Origin of the sequence: Ancylobacter pratisalsi (assembly GCF_010669125.1) — a bacterium.
Lineage (GTDB): Bacteria > Pseudomonadota > Alphaproteobacteria > Rhizobiales > Xanthobacteraceae > Ancylobacter > Ancylobacter pratisalsi.
In genome coordinates this window covers 3,479,106-3,496,657 of sequence record NZ_CP048630.1, presented here as the reverse complement: position 1 = coordinate 3,496,657, position 17,552 = coordinate 3,479,106, and the positions used below count along the sequence as shown (strand labels likewise).

14 protein-coding genes are annotated in these 17,552 nt (G+C 65.7%); 1 reads left to right on the top strand and 13 read right to left on the bottom strand.

The features are described from left to right. Positions 1 to 22: 22 nt before the first annotated feature. On the top strand, positions 23 to 2,344 hold the full coding sequence (locus G3A50_RS16440) for a PAS domain-containing sensor histidine kinase (protein WP_210255152.1): 2,322 nt from the start codon (positions 23 to 25) through the stop codon (positions 2,342 to 2,344). A 41-nt stretch (positions 2,345 to 2,385) separates the two neighbouring features. Here G3A50_RS16440 and G3A50_RS16435 read toward each other — a convergent pair whose 3' ends face one another. From G3A50_RS16435 to G3A50_RS16375, 13 genes are all read right to left on the bottom strand, one after another. After that, a complete protein-coding gene (locus tag G3A50_RS16435; protein WP_163076264.1) occupies positions 2,386 to 5,394 on the bottom strand; it encodes a bifunctional [glutamine synthetase] adenylyltransferase/[glutamine synthetase]-adenylyl-L-tyrosine phosphorylase in 3,009 nt (1,002 codons plus the stop codon). Positions 5,395 to 5,441: 47 nt separating this feature from the next. Then, a complete protein-coding gene (locus G3A50_RS16430; RefSeq protein WP_163076263.1) occupies positions 5,442 to 6,863 on the bottom strand; it encodes a sensor histidine kinase in 1,422 nt (473 codons plus the stop codon). Further along, on the bottom strand, positions 6,847 to 7,527 hold the full coding sequence (locus G3A50_RS16425; RefSeq protein ID WP_210255324.1) for a response regulator transcription factor: 681 nt from the start codon (positions 7,525 to 7,527) through the stop codon (positions 6,847 to 6,849). The genes G3A50_RS16430 and G3A50_RS16425 overlap by 17 nt, the downstream gene beginning before the upstream one ends. A 250-nt stretch (positions 7,528 to 7,777) precedes the next feature. Further along, entirely contained in the window at positions 7,778 to 9,325 is a 1,548-nt protein-coding gene (locus tag G3A50_RS16420; protein WP_163076261.1) for a Do family serine endopeptidase, read from the bottom strand. A gap of 96 nt (positions 9,326 to 9,421) precedes the next feature. Beyond that, on the bottom strand, positions 9,422 to 9,928 hold the full coding sequence (locus G3A50_RS16415; protein ID WP_163076260.1) for a cytochrome c-type biogenesis protein: 507 nt from the start codon (positions 9,926 to 9,928) through the stop codon (positions 9,422 to 9,424). A 2-nt stretch (positions 9,929 to 9,930) separates the two neighbouring features. After that, positions 9,931 to 11,916, bottom strand: a complete 1,986-nt coding sequence (locus tag G3A50_RS16410) for a heme lyase CcmF/NrfE family subunit (protein ID WP_163076259.1) — start codon at positions 11,914 to 11,916, stop codon at positions 9,931 to 9,933. Then, positions 11,913 to 12,359 carry a cytochrome c maturation protein CcmE gene (ccmE, locus tag G3A50_RS16405; protein ID WP_163076258.1) on the bottom strand — a complete coding sequence of 149 codons (447 nt, stop codon included), beginning with the start codon at positions 12,357 to 12,359 and terminating at the stop codon, positions 11,913 to 11,915. Before ccmE ends, G3A50_RS16410 begins: the two co-directional genes overlap by 4 nt. A gap of 4 nt (positions 12,360 to 12,363) precedes the next feature. Continuing rightward, positions 12,364 to 13,497 (bottom strand): c-type cytochrome biogenesis protein CcmI, encoded by a 1,134-nt coding sequence (ccmI, locus tag G3A50_RS16400; protein WP_163076257.1) that lies wholly within the window; start codon positions 13,495 to 13,497, stop codon positions 12,364 to 12,366. Positions 13,498 to 13,638: 141 nt separating this feature from the next. Next, positions 13,639 to 14,106, bottom strand: coding sequence for a glycine zipper domain-containing protein (locus tag G3A50_RS16395; RefSeq protein WP_163076256.1), 468 nt, complete (start codon positions 14,104 to 14,106; stop codon positions 13,639 to 13,641). A gap of 85 nt (positions 14,107 to 14,191) precedes the next feature. After that, positions 14,192 to 15,571 carry a sensor histidine kinase gene (locus G3A50_RS16390; RefSeq protein WP_163076255.1) on the bottom strand — a complete coding sequence of 460 codons (1,380 nt, stop codon included), beginning with the start codon at positions 15,569 to 15,571 and terminating at the stop codon, positions 14,192 to 14,194. Continuing rightward, entirely contained in the window at positions 15,571 to 16,242 is a 672-nt protein-coding gene (locus tag G3A50_RS16385; protein ID WP_163076254.1) for a response regulator transcription factor, read from the bottom strand. The genes G3A50_RS16390 and G3A50_RS16385 overlap by 1 nt, the downstream gene beginning before the upstream one ends. 223 nt (positions 16,243 to 16,465) lie before the next feature. Continuing rightward, positions 16,466 to 16,714, bottom strand: coding sequence for a hypothetical protein (locus G3A50_RS16380; protein WP_163076253.1), 249 nt, complete (start codon positions 16,712 to 16,714; stop codon positions 16,466 to 16,468). Next, positions 16,711 to 17,517, bottom strand: a complete 807-nt coding sequence (locus tag G3A50_RS16375; RefSeq protein WP_163076252.1) for a glycoside hydrolase family 108 protein — start codon at positions 17,515 to 17,517, stop codon at positions 16,711 to 16,713. Before G3A50_RS16375 ends, G3A50_RS16380 begins: the two co-directional genes overlap by 4 nt. Positions 17,518 to 17,552 lie beyond the last annotated feature (35 nt).

Here is a 17,552-nt window from a genome sequence, read left to right as displayed (position 1 = left end):
GGGACTTCGGGGGAGGCCGGCGATGGCTCGCGCCAACGCTGCGGGAAGCTCTGTGCGTGTACAGGCCATGCGAGGTTTGGCACGTTCGGTTGCGCGTCCCGCATATCAGCGGCTGGTCGACGCCGAACCCTTCATGCGCAAGGCTGTGCCGGCGCTTATCGTCGCCTTTATAGCTATCGTGGCGATTGCGGCGATTGTGCAAACGCGCGCCTATCGCGCCGATGCCGTGGCCAACGCCAAGGACGAACTCGCGCTGTTCGCCGCGGCAATCGCCAGCGAAATCGGGCGCGCCGGCGCCGATATATCGGCCCCCAATACCCTGCTGACGTCCAGCCTCCCGCCGCGAGCGACCGAGGATGGTCGGCGCTATGGTCTGATCGACAGCGCCGGCGGTGTCGTCGCGACTCATGACGGCGACAGCCATACCGATATCGCGGACGAAATTCGCCACTTGCTCACCAGCGTGCAGGCACTTGCCATCTTCGCTGAGGATGCTGGCGTGCTGGAAGTCGGACTGCCTGACGGCTCCACGGCGCTTGCCACCGTGCACAATCTGCGTGGCGCCCCATTCCAGCTCGTCGCCATCCAGCCACTGGGCCGCGCGCTGTCGACTTGGCAGTCGGATACCATTCTCACCGTGACCCTGTTGAGCACCACCGGGGCGGTGCTGCTGATCCTCGGCTTTGCGTTCCACTGGCAGGCGACCCGTGCCCGGGAAGCGGACGGCATCTACGACACGGTGCGCGCCCGCATCGACACCGCACTCTCGCGTGGCCGCTGCGGTCTGTGGGACTGGGATATGGGGCGCGGGCGGATGTTCTGGTCGGAGTCCATGTTCGAGATGCTCGGCCATCCGCCACGCGATGATCTGATCTCGTTCGGTGAAGTGGCCGCCCTCGTCCATCCCGACGACACCAATCTCTACGACATCGCCAAGGAAATCGCCGACAAGCCCGGTCGTACCATCGACCGCATGTTTCGCATGAAGCATGCGGACGGGCACTGGCTGTGGCTGCGCGCCCGCGCCGAGGTCGTGGCGCAGGAGAATGGCGAGCCGCCTCATCTTGTTGGCATCGCGGTCGACATTACCGAGGAAAGACGGCTCGCCGAGCGCACCGCCACCGCCGATATGCGCCTGCGCGATGCCATCGAGAGCATTTCCGAGTCCTTCGTGCTGTGGGACAGCACGAACCGGCTGGTGATGTGCAATTCGAAGTTCCAGTCCCTGCACGGCTTCGGGGATGCGAACGTGGCCCCCGGCACACCATTCGAAACCGTGGCTGAACAGGCCCGCAAGCCGCTCCTGCGCATTCCACTGCGCACGGAAGACCGCCCGGAAGAAGGCGCACGCGCCTTCGAAGCGCAACTGGAAGGTGGCCGCTGGCTGAAGGTCGCCGAGCGCCGGACCAAGGATGGCGGCTTCGTGTCGGTGGGTACCGACATCACAGCGCTTAAACGCCACGAAGAACGCCTCATGGACAGCGAGAAGCGCCTGATGGCGCTGGTCGCCGACCTTCGAAAGTCCCAGCAGACTCTGGAGATGCAGGCGCTCCAGCTCGCCGAGCTCGCCCAGAACTACGCCGATGAAAAAACCAAAGCCGAAGACGCCAACCGCGCCAAATCCGAGTTCCTCGCCAATATGAGCCACGAGCTGCGCACGCCGCTCAACGCGATCATCGGCTTTTCCGAACTCATGGAGAGTGGCCTTTTCGGTCCCCTCGGCAGCGACAAGTACAATGAGTACTGCCGCGACATCCGCGATTCCGGGCGCTACCTGCTCGATGTCATCAACGACATTCTCGACATGTCGCGCATCGAGGCCGGCCGTTTCCAGCTCAACCTCCAGCCCGTCAAACTCGACGAAGTCGTCACTGACGCGATACGGGTGATGTCGGTCCGCGCGGACGAGAAGCACCTCACCATCACCAGTGAAAGCGAAGAAGCCGTCGCCGTCGAGGCGGACAAGCGCGCCCTCAAGCAGATCGCGCTCAACCTGATCTCCAACGCCATAAAGTTCACGCCGGAGCACGGGCGCATCACGCTGCGAACGCGGCAGTTCGCCCGCGCGGCGCTGCTGGTCATCGAAGATACCGGCATCGGCATCCCGAAAAGCGCGCTGGCCAAGATCGGCAAGCCGTTCGAGCAGGTCGAGAGCCAGTTCACCAAGACCTACAAGGGGTCGGGCCTTGGCCTTGCCATCGCCAAGTCACTTGTCGAACTGCATGGCGGCACGATGAGGATCCGCTCTTCGGAGGGAGTCGGCACGACGGTTGTCATCCGCCTGCCGTTGAACGGCCGTCCCGCCCTGCACTATCGCAGCGCACGCCACGCCCCCGTGAACTGAAGTTCTCCTGCGCGCACTCCACAATGCGGCAAATAAGGGCGTCAGCCTTTGCGGCGCACGGGCACGACCTCCGCTTGAGCCAGCACCCGCTCAAAAATCAGGCGGACCTCGGCCTGCGTTTCGAAAAGATGGGCTTCCAAAGTGGAGAAGTCCGGCATGCCACCCGCCCGCGCCAGAAGCCGGCGCAACGCGGGGCTTGCCTCGGCGGGCTGGAACGGACCAACGAGCGCGAGGCGCAGGACCTGTGTGAGGTCGTGCAGTAACCGGCAGGCATCCGCCAGAACCTGTCCATCCTCCGCGTCAATGAGACCGATCGATCGCGCCGCCTCGATCACGCGCAATGTCGAGGTATTGATGACCTGAGGATGCCGCGAAGCGTGGGCAAGCACCAGAAATTGGGCGGCAAATTCGATATCAACCAATCCGCCACGCGCATATTTGAGGTCCCACGGCTCATCCTCACCCTTCTCTTCGGCGACGGCGATGCGCATGTCGCGAATGTCGGCGGCGATCCGGGGCAGGTCGCGCTTTCGCCGCAGTACCTGCCTGATGGTCGCCTCGACCTTGCCAGCGAAGGCGGGAGACGCTGAAACGACACGCGCGCGCGTGAGCGCCATGTGCTCCCAGGTCCAGGCTTCCTCGGCCTGATAGACCTCGAAGCGTGGCAGGCTGGTCGCCACCGGACCTGAGCGACCCGAGGGGCGAAGCCGAAGATCGACCTCATAAAGCTGGCCGGCATTGGTCGGCGTCGTCAGGACGCTTATGAGACGCTGGGTGAAGCGTGCGAAATACTGCCCGCCATACAAGGGACGCGCACCATCACTCTCAGGGTGATCCTGATCGAAATCGTAGAGCACGATCAGATCCAGGTCCGAGCCGGCCGTCATCTCGCGGCCACCAAGCTTGCCCATGGCAAGTACCGCGATTTCGCCACCGGCAATAACGCCATACGCCGCGCGAAACCGTCTCTCCACCACACCGAAAAGAGCACGAATGATCACGCCTGCCAGCCGAGCGAAGGCCTCCCCTGCACGCGCCGCCGGCAGCGTGCCGGAAAGGATGCGCACACCTATGAGCACATGCTGTTCCTGGCGGAACCGGCGCGCGTGGTCGAGCAGATCCTCTTCATCCTCCGCCTGATCGAGCAAGGAGGACAGTCTATCGGCAAGTGCGGCCTCGTCAGGCAGCGCGCCGAAGAAGGCAGGATCAAGCAAGGCATCAATCAGCGAGGGGCGATGCGCCAGCATCTCTCCCAGCCGTGGCGCGGTCCCGAGTATCGTCGCCAACAGGCGCACCAGATCAGGATGGCGGACCAGCGCCGGCAACAGTCTATGGGCGGTCGGCAGGTCGCGAAAGAAGCGATCCGTCGCGTTCAGTGCGGCATCGGGCGCACCGCCGCGCGCCAACGCGTCGATCAGCAACGGGACCACGACGGCGAGATTTGCGCGCACGGTGGGCGGGCGCAACGCGCGATGCTCGCCGGAAAGCCAGCCCCGGACCGTGGCACTCGCCGAGCGTGGGTCTGCAAAGCCCAGCTTGTGCAAGGTGGCGAGGGTCTCGCGATCGTCACTTTCGGCGGGGAATTCCAACCGCCCATCGACTGCCGCCCGGGGAGGCACATCCTCGAACAGCCGCGAATAGTGATTTTGAACGCATGTCAGCCGTCGTGTCAGGGCCTCGGCGAAGTCGCGACCGTTTGCGTAGCCCATGAAGCGAGCAAAGGTCGCGAGATCTTCAGCGCCCTCCGGAAGGGTATGGGTCTGGGCGTCAGCGACCATCTGGAGCCGGTGCTCGACCCGGCGCAGGAAATGATAGGCTTCGTCGAGTTCGGCGCGCGCCGCTTCCCCGATCCAGCCGGATTCAGCGAGCAGGACAAGTGCTTCGAGGGTACGCCGCGTGCGGAGGCGCGGGTCGCGGCCGCCGGCGATCAGTTGCTGGGTCTGGGCAAAGAACTCGATCTCACGAATGCCACCGCGCCCAAGCTTCACATTGTGCCCCTCGACCGCAATCGCCTCATGACCGCGAAAGGCGTGAATGTCCTGTTTCATGGCATGGACGTCGGCGACGGCCGCGTAGTCCAGTGAGCGGCGCCAGACAAAGGGGGCAAGCCGCTTCAGGAAGCTATCGCCCAATTCGATGTCACCGGCGACTGGCCGCGCCTTGATATAGGCCGCCCGCTCCCAGGTGGCGCCCTCGCGCTCGTAATAATCGAGCGCGGCATCGATGGAGAGAGCAACCTGCGTCGAGGCCGGGTCGGGACGCAGACGCAGGTCTACGCGCGCCACGTACCCGTCGGCTGTGCGCTCCTGGAGCAGGCGGACAAGACGCTGCGTCAGCCGCACAAAAAAAGGTGCCGCCTCCACACCGTCGGCGAGTGGAGCGACTTCAGGATCGAAGAGCACAATCAGATCGACATCGCTGGAATAGTTCAGCTCACCCGCACCGTGCTTGCCCATGGCGAGCACGGCGTAGCCCGAACCTCCACCCCCTTCACCCAACCGCGCCTTATCGAGCTTGCCCGCGTCTGCCGCGTCGCGCAGCAGGAAGGCGACCGCGGCAGATATCGCGGCATCGGCCGTCGCGGTCAGTTCACGCGTGACGCTCGCCAGGTCGAACACGTCACCGATGTCCGCAAGGGCGACGCCCAACGCCGTCTGCGCCCGCAGCCGACGGAGTACGGCCATCACCTCGGCCTCGTCCCGGCTCAAGCCGACGGCCCTCGTGGCGGCCGCGCGCGCCTGCCCGAGATACTCGTGCGGATCGCTTTCCAGAATGCCAAGAATCCGGTCGGGATCCAGCCGGATCAGATCGGAAAGGAAGGGAGAATGCTCGGCGACCGCAGCCAGCACCGCATGGGCCGCAGGATGCGCCTTCATGATCGACGTGAGATGGCGGCGCTGCTCAACGGACGCATCTTCAAACAGCCGACCCAGCGCGGGCGCCAGCCTGGAACCGGCGACCGGCGAACTGGTGCCACGCAGGTTCGCGGCGAGCCCCGCTGTCTGCACGCCCGTCTTGACCGCCGCCTTCCTTCCGCTCGCAAGCGCCATTCATGCCCCGCTTTCTTTATGCCAAACACACTCTAGGAGCGTTTCGTTCAAAAAGAGCTAGCGGGGGCTTCTTCGTCGGCAGCGGGTTCCAGCGGCAGCTCGACAATTACCCTCAGGCCGGGCTCATTGTCTTCAAGTGTCAGGCTCCCGCCATGCAGGTGCACGACCGCCGACACCAACGACAGACCAAGGCCGGAGCCTGGAAGGGTGCGGCTCGCTTCCAAACGCACGAAGCGCTCCAGCACGCGCGGTCGATCAGCCTCCGGAATACCCGGCCCCGCATCCGCGACAATCACTCGCGCCCGTCCGTCGATCCGTTCAGCGACGAGGCTGATGCTGCGCCGGCCCCCATCCGGTTCCGGCGCGGAATACTTGATCGCATTGTCGAGCAGATTTGAGAGCGCCTGGGCCAGCAATTCCCGCACGCCGGTCACGCGCAACTCTGCCTCGGCGCGCAGGACGAGGTCGAGACCGCGCTCGTCGGCGACCGGCTCGTAAAGCTCGGCAACGCTCGCTGCCATATCCGCCAGATTGATGCTCACCATAGCGGCTGTCGCCTGCCGGGCTTCAGCTCGCGCGATCATCAGCAAGGCGTCGAAGGTGCGGATCAGCCCGTCGGATTCCTCAATGGTCTTCTCTGTCGCAAGCCGCCACTCATCGTCACCCTCGGCCGTGCGCAACGCGTCCTCCGCGCGGTTGCGCAATCGCGTGAGCGGCGTCTTCAGGTCGTGGGCGATGTTGTCGGAGACATCCTTCAGCCCGACCATCAAAGTCTCGATGCGCTCCAGCATGGCGTTGAGGCTGAGGGCGAGGCGGTCAAACTCGTCGCCCGTACCCGCGACGGCGAGGCGGCCGGAAAGATCTCCCGCCATGATGCTCTCGGAGACCGCCGTCATCTGGTCGATGCGCTTCAGCACGCGTCGCGTCACGAACAGTCCGCCAGCCACACCAAGCACGACCAGAAGGCCGAGCCCCCACACCGCCGGACCAATGATGATCTTCCGCAGTTCTTCGCGCTCGACGACGTCGCGCCCGATCAGGAGCCTGAATTCGCCTGGCAAATAGATGACATTGACGAGGGCCCGGCTCAGGGGGCCTTGGGCTTCTTCCGAGCGCACATAACCGATCTCGCTCCAGCCTGGTCGGCTGAGAACCTCCAACGGGAGATTCAGCACGTTTCCCGCCAACGGATCGCCATTAAAGCTGGTCACGAGCAGCAGGCCGGCATCGGGCGCACGCGCCCGGCGGTTCACCACCTGTACCAGCCGGGTGATGCCCCCGCGCTCGAACTGCGTCTGCATGTAGCGCGTATCGGCATCGATCGCCTCGATCGCCTGCCGGGTCACCAATCGCTGTGTGTGCCAGCCCAGATAGGCGATCACCGATCCTGCGAAGACCGCGAACACCAGAAGATACGCTGCGATCAGCTTGAACGCCGTCGTGCGGATGAGCCTACCGAGCGACGTCACGGATAATGTATCCGGCGCCGCGCACCGTGTGCAGCAATTGCGGGTCGAAGCCCTTGTCGATCTTTGAGCGCAGCCGCGACACGTGCACGTCGATCACATTGGTCTGCGGATCGAAATGGTAGTCCCAGACATTCTCCAGCAGCATGGTGCGGGTCACCACCTGGCCGGCATGCCGCATCAGATATTCCAGCAGCCGGAATTCACGCGGCTGCAGAGGGATTTCCTGGCCCGCTCGCGTGCAGCTATGAGCAAGCCGGTCGAGCTCCAGATCGGCGACGCGATAGACCGTGTCGGCCGCCTGCGGCGCACCGCGGCGCGCCAACACTTCCACCCGCGCCAGAAGTTCAGAAAAGGCGTAGGGCTTGGGAAGATAGTCGTCACCGCCGGCACGCAGGCCGGTGACACGGTCGTCGACCTGTCCCAGCGCGGAAAGGATCAGCGCCGGCGTCTGGTCGCCGCGCGCGCGCAGCTCAGTGATGAGTGAAAGGCCATCGCGACGCGGAAGCATGCGATCGACGATCAGAACGTCGTAGCCGCCTTCACACGCATAGGTCAGCCCCTCCTCGCCATTGGAGGCGAGATCGACAACATGGCCGGATTCTCGGAACGCCTTGCGCAGATAGTCGGCGGCATCGCGATCATCTTCAACGACGAGCAGGCGCATGGCAGAGGCTTCGGACGCGTTCCTGAGGTCCGCCGGCTCCAGCGTGGTTTCCGGTGCCGAGCCGACCGGATGGGTCGAGTGAGGATTCGAACTCGTCTCCATGTACGTCATTTCGAGCCTCGCGCCTATCGGAGCCGCGCATCGCGGCGGGAGAAATGACGACGCGGGAAGCCCTTTCGGGGCTCCCCGCGCCACCGGACCGACTGCAACCCAGGGGGGCGACGGAACGGGCAGCAGCCGGAACCGATCCTCAGCCCTTGGTCTTGCCGAGCGAGATCGCCACGAAACGCGTGCCGCGATCGTTCTTGACCCGCATCAGCACGGCCTTGCGGTTCTCCTTGCTCGCGGCGGCGAGGCCATCGCGAACATCGCTCGGGTTCATCACCGGCTTGCCGGCAACGTCGAGAATGACATCGCCCGCCTTCAGGCCACGCTCGGCTGCCGGGCCATTGGGATCCACTTCGGTGATCACGACGCCCTGCTCGCCGGCGCCGGCGACACCCTTTGCGGGAGCCAGCGACAGACCGAGGCGCGGCAGATCATTGGTGCCCTGTTCGGCATCCTGACCATCAGCCGAGGCCACCTGTTCGGGGAGCTGCTCGAGCGTCACCGAGACCGTGATCGGCTTGCCGTCGCGCAGCACGCTCAGCTTGATGGTCGAGCCGGGCTTGTGGCTGGCGACCTCACGCGACATCTCGCGGGAGTCCTTGATGTTCTGGCCGTCGATCGCGGTGACGATGTCGCCAGGCTTCAGACCGGCCTTCTCGCCGGGCGTGCCGGGCTGGACCTGGGCGATCAGCGCACCCTGGGCGTCCTTGAGATCCATGGCTTCGGCGACTTCATCGCTCACCGGCTGGATCTGCACGCCGACATAACCGCGCGCCACCTGGCCGCCGTTCTTCAGCGCGTCGACAACCTGCGACACGGTCTCCGAGGGGATCGCGAAGGCGATGCCGACATTGCCGCCCGAGGGGGAGACGATGGCGGTATTCATGCCGATCACGTCGCCGTCGAGGCTGAAGGTCGGACCGCCCGAATTGCCGCGGTTGATCGGAGCGTCGATCTGGAGGAAGTCGTCATACGGGCCCGAACCGATATCGCGACCACGCGCGGAGACGATGCCCGCCGTCACGGTGCCACCCAGGCCGAACGGGTTACCGACAGCAACCACCCAGTCGCCGACGCGCGGCGCCTTCTCGGCAAGCTTCACCCACGGGAAGTCGGTACGGCCGTCAACCTTCAGCAGCGCGACATCCGTGCGCGGATCGGTGCCGATCACCTTGGCGGTGTAGGACTTGCCGTCCGTCAGGGTGACGTCGACTTCCGAGGCGCCCTCGACCACGTGGTTGTTGGTCACGACGTAGCCATCAGCGGAGATGAAGAAGCCAGAACCCTGGCCGACGACACGACCATGCCCCGGACCGCCGCGACGCGGGCCCATCTCGGGGCCGCCCTGGCCAAGGCCGAAGCGACGCATGAAGCGTTCAATCTGCGGGGGAACCTTGCCTTCCATGCTGTCGTCGCCCATAGCGACGTCTTCTTCGGAGTCCTTCTTCACCTTCACGCTCACCACGGCAGGCGAGACCTTTTCGACGATGTCGGCGAAGGAGAAGGTGCTGGCCGGCTGGTTGGTCGACAGCTGGGCGAAGGCCGGGGTGACGGCCTCGGGAAGCACGTAGGCGCCAACAGCGCCACCCGCGAGGGCAAGAGTAAACACACCGGCGAGCAGCCGCGTGCGGCTGCGGCGCAGAGTGGAAGAGGCGGGCTTGGAATTCTCGGGAAGCGCGTTGCGCGACATGGGGATGTCCTCGTTCGACGGTCGTGTCACTCCCCGACCGGGGAGGCTTGAACGAGAACGTAGAGCCCCGCGCCTTAACGCAGGCTGGCGGCGAGCTTAAACATTTGTAACGTTGCCGCCCTTGTGGTCCGCAGCCGGTTCTGCGTCGAGGAGCTCGCGCAGCCGCGTCTCCTCCTCCGCGCTGAGCGGCGCATAAGGCGCCGGGGTGCGGCGACGGCGATAAGCAAACACCAGCCCGCCTCCGCCCACCACCAGCACCAGGAAGGGCGCCAGCCACAGGATCCAGTTGGTGCCATGCCAGGTCGGCCGCATCAGAACGAATTCGCCGTAGCGGGAGACGAGATAATCCAGCACCTGGTCGTTGCTGTCGCCCGCCTTGATCCGCTCACGCACGAGGATACGCAGGTCCTTCGCCAGCGGCGCGTCTGAATCGTCGATCGACTGATTCTGACAGACCATGCACCGCAGTTCCTTGGAGAGCGTGCGCGCGCGGGCCTCCTGTACGGGATCGGGCAGTACCTCGTCAGGCTGAACCGCACGCAGCGGCCCGGTGGGGGCGACCATCAGCACCGCCGCGCACAACAGGAAGCGAAGGCGTTTCATGCTCATTCCGCTGGCACCGGAGCGGATTTCGGCTTGCGTGCCGGTTTGGGGGCGCCGACCCGCAAACGACGGTCGGACAGCGAAAGCACCCCCCCGAGCGCCATAACGATCGAACCCAGCCAGATCAGCGTCACCAGCGGCTTCCAGTAGGCCCTGACCCCGATGGCGCCATTGGGAAGCTCGTCGCCAAGGCTCACATAGAGCTGGCTGAAGCCATAGGTACGGATGCCTGCTTCCGTCGTCGGCATGTTGCGCGCGGTGAACAGGCGCTTGGCCGATTCAATGGTGCCGACATCGACACCGCCCCGACGCACCGTGAACACGCCGACAACGTCGCGATAGTTCGGACCCTGGCGCGGCTCCAGCCGGTCAAGCGTCAGCTCGTAACCGCCCAGTTCGAAGGCCTGGCCGATCCTCGCTCCGATGATGCGTTCGGCATTCCAGCTTGTCTCGGCAATGATGCCGAGAAGGCAAACGCCCACGCCGGCATGGGCGATCGCGGCGCCGAACGTCGCGCGCGGCAGGCCCCTGAAGCGTGCAAACGCCGTCGCCGCTGGCACCCGTCCCAAACCGGAGCGCTCGGCAAGATCAACCACCGCGCCGATGATGATGAACGCCGCCAGTCCCATGCCGATGGGCGCAAGTGCGGGGCCCCCACCCTGCACATAGGCGGCGAGCGTCGCGGCGATAATGGCGGCGCCAAAGGCTGCCATCAGCCTCTGCGCCGCGCCGGCAAGGTCGCCACGCTTCCAGGCCAGCAGAGGGCCGAACGGCATGGCAAACACCACCGGCAGCATCAGCGCCCCGACGGTCAGGTTGAAATAGGGGGGGCCGACGGTGATCTTGGAGCCGTTAAAGGCCTCCAGCGCCAGCGGATAGAGCGTACCCACGAACACCGCCGCCGCCGCCGCCGTCAGCAGCAGGTTGTTCAGCACCAGCGCGCCCTCGCGCGAAACCGGCGCGAAAAGGCCGCCCTGCCGGAGCATCGGGGCGCGCAGCGCATAGAGCGCCAGCGAGCCGCCGATGAAGAATACGAGGATGCAGAGGATGAACACGCCGCGCGAGGGATCGGTGGCGAAAGCGTGCACCGAGGTCAGCACGCCGGAGCGCACCAGGAAGGTGCCAAGCAGCGAGAGTGAGAAAGCCAGAATGGCCAGCAGGATCGTCCACACCTTCAGCGCGTCGCGCTTTTCCATCACGACAGCGGAATGGATCAGCGCGGTGCCGGCGAACCAGGGCATCAACGACGCGTTCTCGACCGGATCCCAGAACCACCATCCGCCCCAACCGAGCTCGTAATAGGCCCAGTAGGAGCCCATCGCGATACCCACCGTCAGGAAGGCCCACGCCGCCAGTGCCCAGGGACGCACCCAGCGCGCCCAGGCGGCGTCGATGCGCCCGTCGATCAGCGCAGCGACGGCAAAAGAGAAGGTGATCGAGAAACCGACATAGCCGAGATAGAGCAGCGGTGGATGGATCGCGAGGCCGATATCCTGGAGGATCGGGTTGAGATCCTGCCCCTCGGCCGGTGCCGGCATCACCCGGACAAACGGGTTCGAGGTGAGCAGGATGAAAAGCAGGAAAGCCGTGGCAATCGAGCCCTGCACGCCCAGCACATTCGCCTTCAGGGTCGCCGGCAGGTTGGAACCGAACACCGCGACCAGCGCACCAAACAGGGCCAGCACCAGCACCCAGAGCAGCATGGAACCCTCGTGGTTCCCCCAGGTTCCGGTGATCTTGAACAGCAGCGGCTTCATCGAGTGCGAATTCTCGACGACATTCAGTACCGAGAAATCGGACTGGACATAGGCCGAGACCAGCGTGGCGAAGGACAGGCTTATGAAGCCGAACAGCACCACCGCTAGCGCCGGCCCCACGCGCATCAATGCCGCGTCTCCGGCTCGCGCGCCCCATATCGGGATCGTCGTCTGCAGGATCGCTACGGCGAGGGCGAGCACGAGAGCGTAATGGCCGATTTCCGGGTTCATGGGGTCGCCTCGCCTTCCTTCCAGACGCCCTGCCTCTTCAGCGCGTCCGCGACCTCCTTCGGCATGTAGTTCTCGTCGTGCTTGGCCAGCACGGTGTCCGCGCGGAAGCTGCCGTCCGGCGTGAGCGTCCCCTCCGCGATCACGCCCTGTCCTTCGCGGAACAGATCGGGCAGCAGCCCGGCAAAATTCACGGCAATCTCGCCGCCACCATCGGTGACGACGAAGCTCACATGGGCATTGTCCTGCTTCACGACGCTGCCATCCTTCACCAGTCCGCCGAGCCTTAGCCGGGTCCCCGGCATCGCATGCTCGGCAGCAAGCTCGCTTGGGGTGCGGAAGAACACAATGGTGTCGTTCAACGCGAACAGTACCAGGCCGGCGGCAATGCCGAGCACGCCAAGCGCGGAGGAGATGAGCAGGAGGCGCCGTCCTTTGCGGGTCATGTCGTCAGCTCCCGATGCCAAGTTCACGCGCCAGCGCGTCGATGCGTGTCAGCGCACCGTCGTCCTTGGCGAAATGGGTTCGCGCGTCACTGGCGGCGCTCTTCGCCTTGTCCGTGTCTCCGAGCACCGTCCAGGCACGCATAAGCCGCAGCCAGCCTTCAAGGTCGCTGCCATCCTCGGCAAGCCGCGCGGAAAGCCGGTCGACCATGCCGCGCACCATCTGGCTGCGCTGTTCGGGCGTCATTTCCTGAGCCGCGGCGACATCGGCCGCACTCGGCCCTGACAGCGGCGCGGGAGCCTCTGCCCCTACCCTTGCCAGCGCCGCACGCACCATCGGCAGCCAGGGCGCATCGGCGGGCGAATCGGCAACAAGGGCGCTCCAATAGGACGCAGCCTCGGCAGGCTTGCCATCCTGCTCGGCACCAAGACCGAGAAAATAGCGGGCCTTGGGATCCTTGGGGTCTTCGCTCAAAGCCAGCTTGAATGCAGCGGAAGCCTCGCTGGTCACCACCCCGCCGGCCTCGGCGATCAACGCTTCGCCGAGCCCTGTCTGCCGCGCCGGGCTTGGGCCGAGCAGGCGGATGGCGTTGGACCAGGCCCGTACGGCATCCCCCGTGCGCCCGGTTCGCTGGTAAATCGGCGCGATCACCTCATAGCCGCGCCCGTCCTGCGGATTGGCTTCGAGATGATCCTCCACCTTGCGGATCAATACGGCGACATCGGCCCTGTCGGGCTGCGCCTGAAGCCGTGCGGCCAGCGGCTGGGGAGGCAGCTGGGGCGAGCCAAGCACGACATAAAGCGTGCCCGCCAGAACGGGTAGAACGATGAGGGCAATGACCGCCACGGCGCGCCGGCGGAACGCGGCACCACTATCCGCTTCGCCCACCGTCTGCACTTCGGCGGAGGCCCGCAGGATGCGGCGCGCCACTTCCGAGCGCGCGGCCTCACTCTCCCCTGCGCCAATCAGTCCGCTGACCCGGTCGCGCTCGATCTCGGCAAGCTGGTCGCGGTACACGGCAAGGTCCGCCTCGGCGGCACTGCCGGACGAGCGAGCGACACCCAGACCCGTGCGCAACGGCCACAGCACCGCCAGAATGGCGGCACCGGTCATCAGCGAAAAGGCGATCCACAGCAACATTAGTCTTCCTCTAATGCGCTGAGGTAGCCGACCGGCAGGCTATCGCCAATCCGTAACACCCTCAGTCGGATCGCCGCAGGCTCACCTTAGCAAGCGTCTGCGGCGCCGCTTCACGCGAGCGTGATGCAACCGGGGCGAACATCATCCCGCAACCGGCGACCAGGTGCCGTCCGGGTTGCGGCAGGCGGTGCCGCGCGCGGTCTGCGGCTGGCCATCGATGTAGATGGTGTGGGTGAACTCGCGACACTTGGGCGAGCCGCCGCGGGCATAGGTCGGGCCGGGCACGATGGTGCCGTATGCGCCACTGTCGCCGCGCCAGCTTACCGGAGCGCCGGGGGAGCCATATTCGAGCGCCTGCATTTGCGCGGCCTGCGCGCGCTGCCGATCCTGTTCGTCCAGGGAATTGCCGATGGCGCCGCCGATGAGACCGCCAATCGCCGCGCCGGCCAGCGTCGCACCGGTATTACCGCCAGCGATCTGGCCGATCACGCCACCTGCGAGGGCACCGATCGCCGCACCGCCAACGGTGTTCGGATTGTCCTGTGCTGTGGTGCAGCCAGCCAGCATCCCGGCAGTCAGGCCAATGGCGACGAGGTGGTAAGCACGCATGAAACAGTTCCCTCAAACTCGGTCACGAAGCATCTGTGGCACGAAGCGGTAGGAATAGGGCGAAACCTAGGCTCCGTCACCAGAGTTACGCCGCCGGCAGCCTCACCACGCAGCGCAACCCGCCAAAAGGCGAGCGCGCGAAGCCGAGTTGTCCGCCATAGAGCGAAACCAGTTCCGAGACGATAGAAAGGCCAAGCCCCGAACCCGGCTTGGTCTCGTCGAGCCGTTTTCCGCGCTTCAGGGCCTGCGCCTGCTGCTCGGCCGTCAGGCCGGGCCCATCGTCGTCGATGACGATCTCGAAGAAGTCGCGCCCTCCGGCAGCGCCCGGTGCGGGTGAAATCGTGATCTCGACCAGCGAACGGGCCCATTTGCAGCCATTGTCGACGAGATTTCCGAGAATTTCCTCCAGGTCCTGTCGCTCGCCGCGGAATCGGATCCGCCCGGCGACATCCGTCTCCACGGCCACGCCCTTGGCGCGGTAGACCTTGGCGAGCGTGGCCGCGAGCTTCTCGGCCACCGGGCCAACGTCCTCGATCGTCGTGACCACCGAGGCGCGCGCGGCCATGCGGGCGCGTTCCAGATGGTGGGCAACCTGTCCCTTCATGACATCGGCCTGCTCGGCCACCTTGACCGCGAACGCATCGCCGGCATCCGCGCCGCGCGCGGCTTCGTTCTGCAGCACCGAAATCGGCGTTTTCAGCGCATGGGCGAGGTTGCCGACATGGGTGCGTGCTCGCTCGACAATCTCGCGGTTGGTTTCGATCAGCCCGTTCACCTCCGCCACGAGCGGCGCAATCTCGACCGGGTAAGCACCCGCGATCCGGTCTGCCCGGCCCATGCGCACCTCGTGAAGTGCGACGAGCATGCGCTTGAGCGGGCGCAGGCCGAACACCACTTGGAACAGAAGGGTCAGCACAAACGCCGCGCCGAGCACGGCCAGCGTCACCATCAGAGCGCGATTGAAGCCTGTGACCTCATCCTCGATCTCGCCGGCGTCGGCGGCGACAGCAACCGCGTAGCGGCCGTCCTCGCCAAGGTCGACCATTCGCTCGACGATCCGCAGGTTCTGCTGCTCCGGTCCTTTGACATAGCCGTAGCGCATGCCGGTGAGGTCGGGCTTGGTGCGCTGCTCGAACAGCAGCGGCAATGTCCCTTCGGGCAGAGAGCGCGAGGTCTTCACCTGCCGCGCGGGGCCGTCGACGCGGGCGATCTGCCAGTACCAGCCGGAAATGGGGAAATTGAAAAGCGGGTCGCCCAGCGTGGTCGGCTCGGGCATGGTGCCGGCCGGCGCATTGGCGACATCGGCGACGATGGTCTTGAGATAGACGTCGAGCCGCTGGTCGAAAGAACGCTCCACCGCATCCCGATAGATCGAGGACAGCGCGAGACCCGTGATCAGCATCACCAGCGCGCCTACTACCGTCGCCGAGATGAAAAGGCGGAGTGCGAGCGAGCCGGCGCGCATCAGCGCGGCGGCTCCGGCGGCGTGAGCAGATAGCCGAGGCCGCGAACGGTCTGGATCACCTCAATGCCGAGCTTCTTTCGCAAACGGCCGACAAACACCTCGATGGTGTTGGAATCGCGATCGAAATCCTGATCATACAGATGCTCGACCAGCTCCGTACGTGAGACCACCCGCCCGGTGTGATGCATCAGATAGGCGAGAAGGCGATGCTCGTGGGAGGTCAGTTTCACCTGCTTGCCGTCCACCGTCACCCGCCCGGAGCGGGTGTCCAGCATAACCGGTCCACAGCTCAGTTCACTCGCGGCATGCCCGGCGGAACGGCGCAGCAGGGCGCGGATCCGCGCGAGAACTTCCTCCATGTGGAAGGGCTTGGCGACATAGTCGTCGGCACCGGAATCGAAACCCTGCACCTTGTCGCTCCAGCGGTCGCGGGCGGTGAGAATAAGCACCGGCATCTTGCGATCCGCCCGCCGCCAGGATTCCAGCACGGAAAGCCCGTCCATCTTCGGCAGGCCGATATCGAGCACGACCGCGTCATAGGGCTCGGTCTCTCCCAGATAATGGCCTTCCTCGCCGTCATAGGCGCGGTCGACCGCGTAGCCGGCCTCCACCAGCGCGTCATACATCTGGCGGTTCAGATCGGGATCGTCCTCGACGACGAGCAGGCGCACGAATCGTTCCTCACGGCAGCGCCGCACCACGCGTACGGCGCGCGGAGAATGCCATCGTGAAGCGCTCCTGTCAGGTCGGCGTCATTTTGCCCCGGCCGAGACATCGGCCCGTGTCCATCCGCACAGCGTGCGACCCACCGCATTGTGCGCCTTCACCTGGCGGATCGTCTCATCGGTATCGGCGCTGGCCCAGCTGATGGCGCGGAAGGATCCGCACGCGCCCCTAGTTGCGGCGGAAGGTGTCGTCGTCGCGCAACCGGCGCTCGTCAGCGTTGCGCCGCTCAGCAGCAGCACGCGCGCGATCTGCGCGCTGGATGGTCTTCGTGACATCGCGCTCTCCCTGCGCCAGGCAGGCGGCCCGGCCGTCGGACCTGCCCTTGACATAAAGCCCGCCCGCCATCGCAGCCGCGAGCACGAACAGGCCGGCCGCACGCCCGGCACGGCCGGCGAGAAGGCCGAGGAGAAGGCTCATTGAACCGCCTCCCCCGCCCGGATGCGCGCCAGGGCTCCATGGAGCGTGAGCGCAATCCCGGCCAGCATCAGAACGACGAAAACCCATTTCAGCGGCTCGGCGAAACCCGCCAGCGGTGCCAGCCGATCCGCCTGTTCGGCCACGATGGAGGCCACGCCGCCGGCGCCCGCCATCAACCCGCCCGCCCCTTCCGGTGTCCGGTCCAGCCGGATATCGGAAGGCTGCGCCTTCGCGATTTCCGAAGAGGTGGGAAAGGTGGCGCGAGGCATGGCCCGGTCGGGTCCACCCCGCGCCATCCGGATTGCCACCTCGCGCACCTCGCCGACCCGGCGAAGCCAGCCAGCGCCGAAGGTGCGGAAGGTCGTCAGCCACTTGAGCATGGCAAGGCGGCGATCGCACACACCCTCGATGAGCGGCACGACAGGCCGACCATTGAGGGCCGCGAGCGTCACCTCGCCAATCTGTCCGTCGGCCGCAACCCCAAGGGCGCGTTGCAGCCATTTGACGGCTTGCCCGACCCCCGAATTCACCGCGGCATCGAAGACGCAGTAGTCGAGCCCGGTGGGCGGCTCATCCGCCCTCACCCCATCCCAATATTGCTTCCGGTAGATCGCCCGGACCTCGACGGCCTCGATGAGGCGAACCGAGCGCGTGACCGTGCCCTTGCGTCGGCGCCAGCCGTCATAGACGCGCTGCGTCACGCCCTTCATGGTCGCCCCGCCGGGGTCGGCGGGATGGTTGGCATAGCCGCCCTCATGGACGAGCACGCGCTTCAGCGCCTCGTCGAAGCTCGACGCGGTCATGGCAGTCTCCGGATTGTCAGGGAGCAGATGTTCAG

What these genes read in the sequence shown, in the direction of transcription:
- G3A50_RS16440 (WP_210255152.1), top strand. Translation starts at nt 23, where the DNA reads ATGGCTCGCGCCAACGCTGCGGGAAGCTCTGTGCGTGTACAGGCCATG.
- G3A50_RS16435 (WP_163076264.1), bottom strand. Translation starts at nt 5,394, where the DNA reads ATGGCGCTTGCGAGCGGAAGGAAGGCGGCGGTCAAGACGGGCGTGCAG.
- G3A50_RS16425 (WP_210255324.1), bottom strand. Translation starts at nt 7,527, where the DNA reads ATGCGCCTGCTCGTCGTTGAAGATGATCGCGATGCCGCCGACTATCTG.
- G3A50_RS16420 (WP_163076261.1), bottom strand. Translation starts at nt 9,325, where the DNA reads ATGTCGCGCAACGCGCTTCCCGAGAATTCCAAGCCCGCCTCTTCCACT.
- G3A50_RS16415 (WP_163076260.1), bottom strand. Translation starts at nt 9,928, where the DNA reads ATGAAACGCCTTCGCTTCCTGTTGTGCGCGGCGGTGCTGATGGTCGCC.
- G3A50_RS16410 (WP_163076259.1), bottom strand. Translation starts at nt 11,916, where the DNA reads ATGAACCCGGAAATCGGCCATTACGCTCTCGTGCTCGCCCTCGCCGTA.
- ccmE (WP_163076258.1), bottom strand. Translation starts at nt 12,359, where the DNA reads ATGACCCGCAAAGGACGGCGCCTCCTGCTCATCTCCTCCGCGCTTGGC.
- ccmI (WP_163076257.1), bottom strand. Translation starts at nt 13,497, where the DNA reads ATGTTGCTGTGGATCGCCTTTTCGCTGATGACCGGTGCCGCCATTCTG.
- G3A50_RS16395 (WP_163076256.1), bottom strand. Translation starts at nt 14,106, where the DNA reads ATGCGTGCTTACCACCTCGTCGCCATTGGCCTGACTGCCGGGATGCTG.
- G3A50_RS16390 (WP_163076255.1), bottom strand. Translation starts at nt 15,571, where the DNA reads ATGCGCGCCGGCTCGCTCGCACTCCGCCTTTTCATCTCGGCGACGGTA.
- G3A50_RS16380 (WP_163076253.1), bottom strand. Translation starts at nt 16,714, where the DNA reads ATGAGCCTTCTCCTCGGCCTTCTCGCCGGCCGTGCCGGGCGTGCGGCC.
- G3A50_RS16375 (WP_163076252.1), bottom strand. Translation starts at nt 17,517, where the DNA reads ATGACCGCGTCGAGCTTCGACGAGGCGCTGAAGCGCGTGCTCGTCCAT.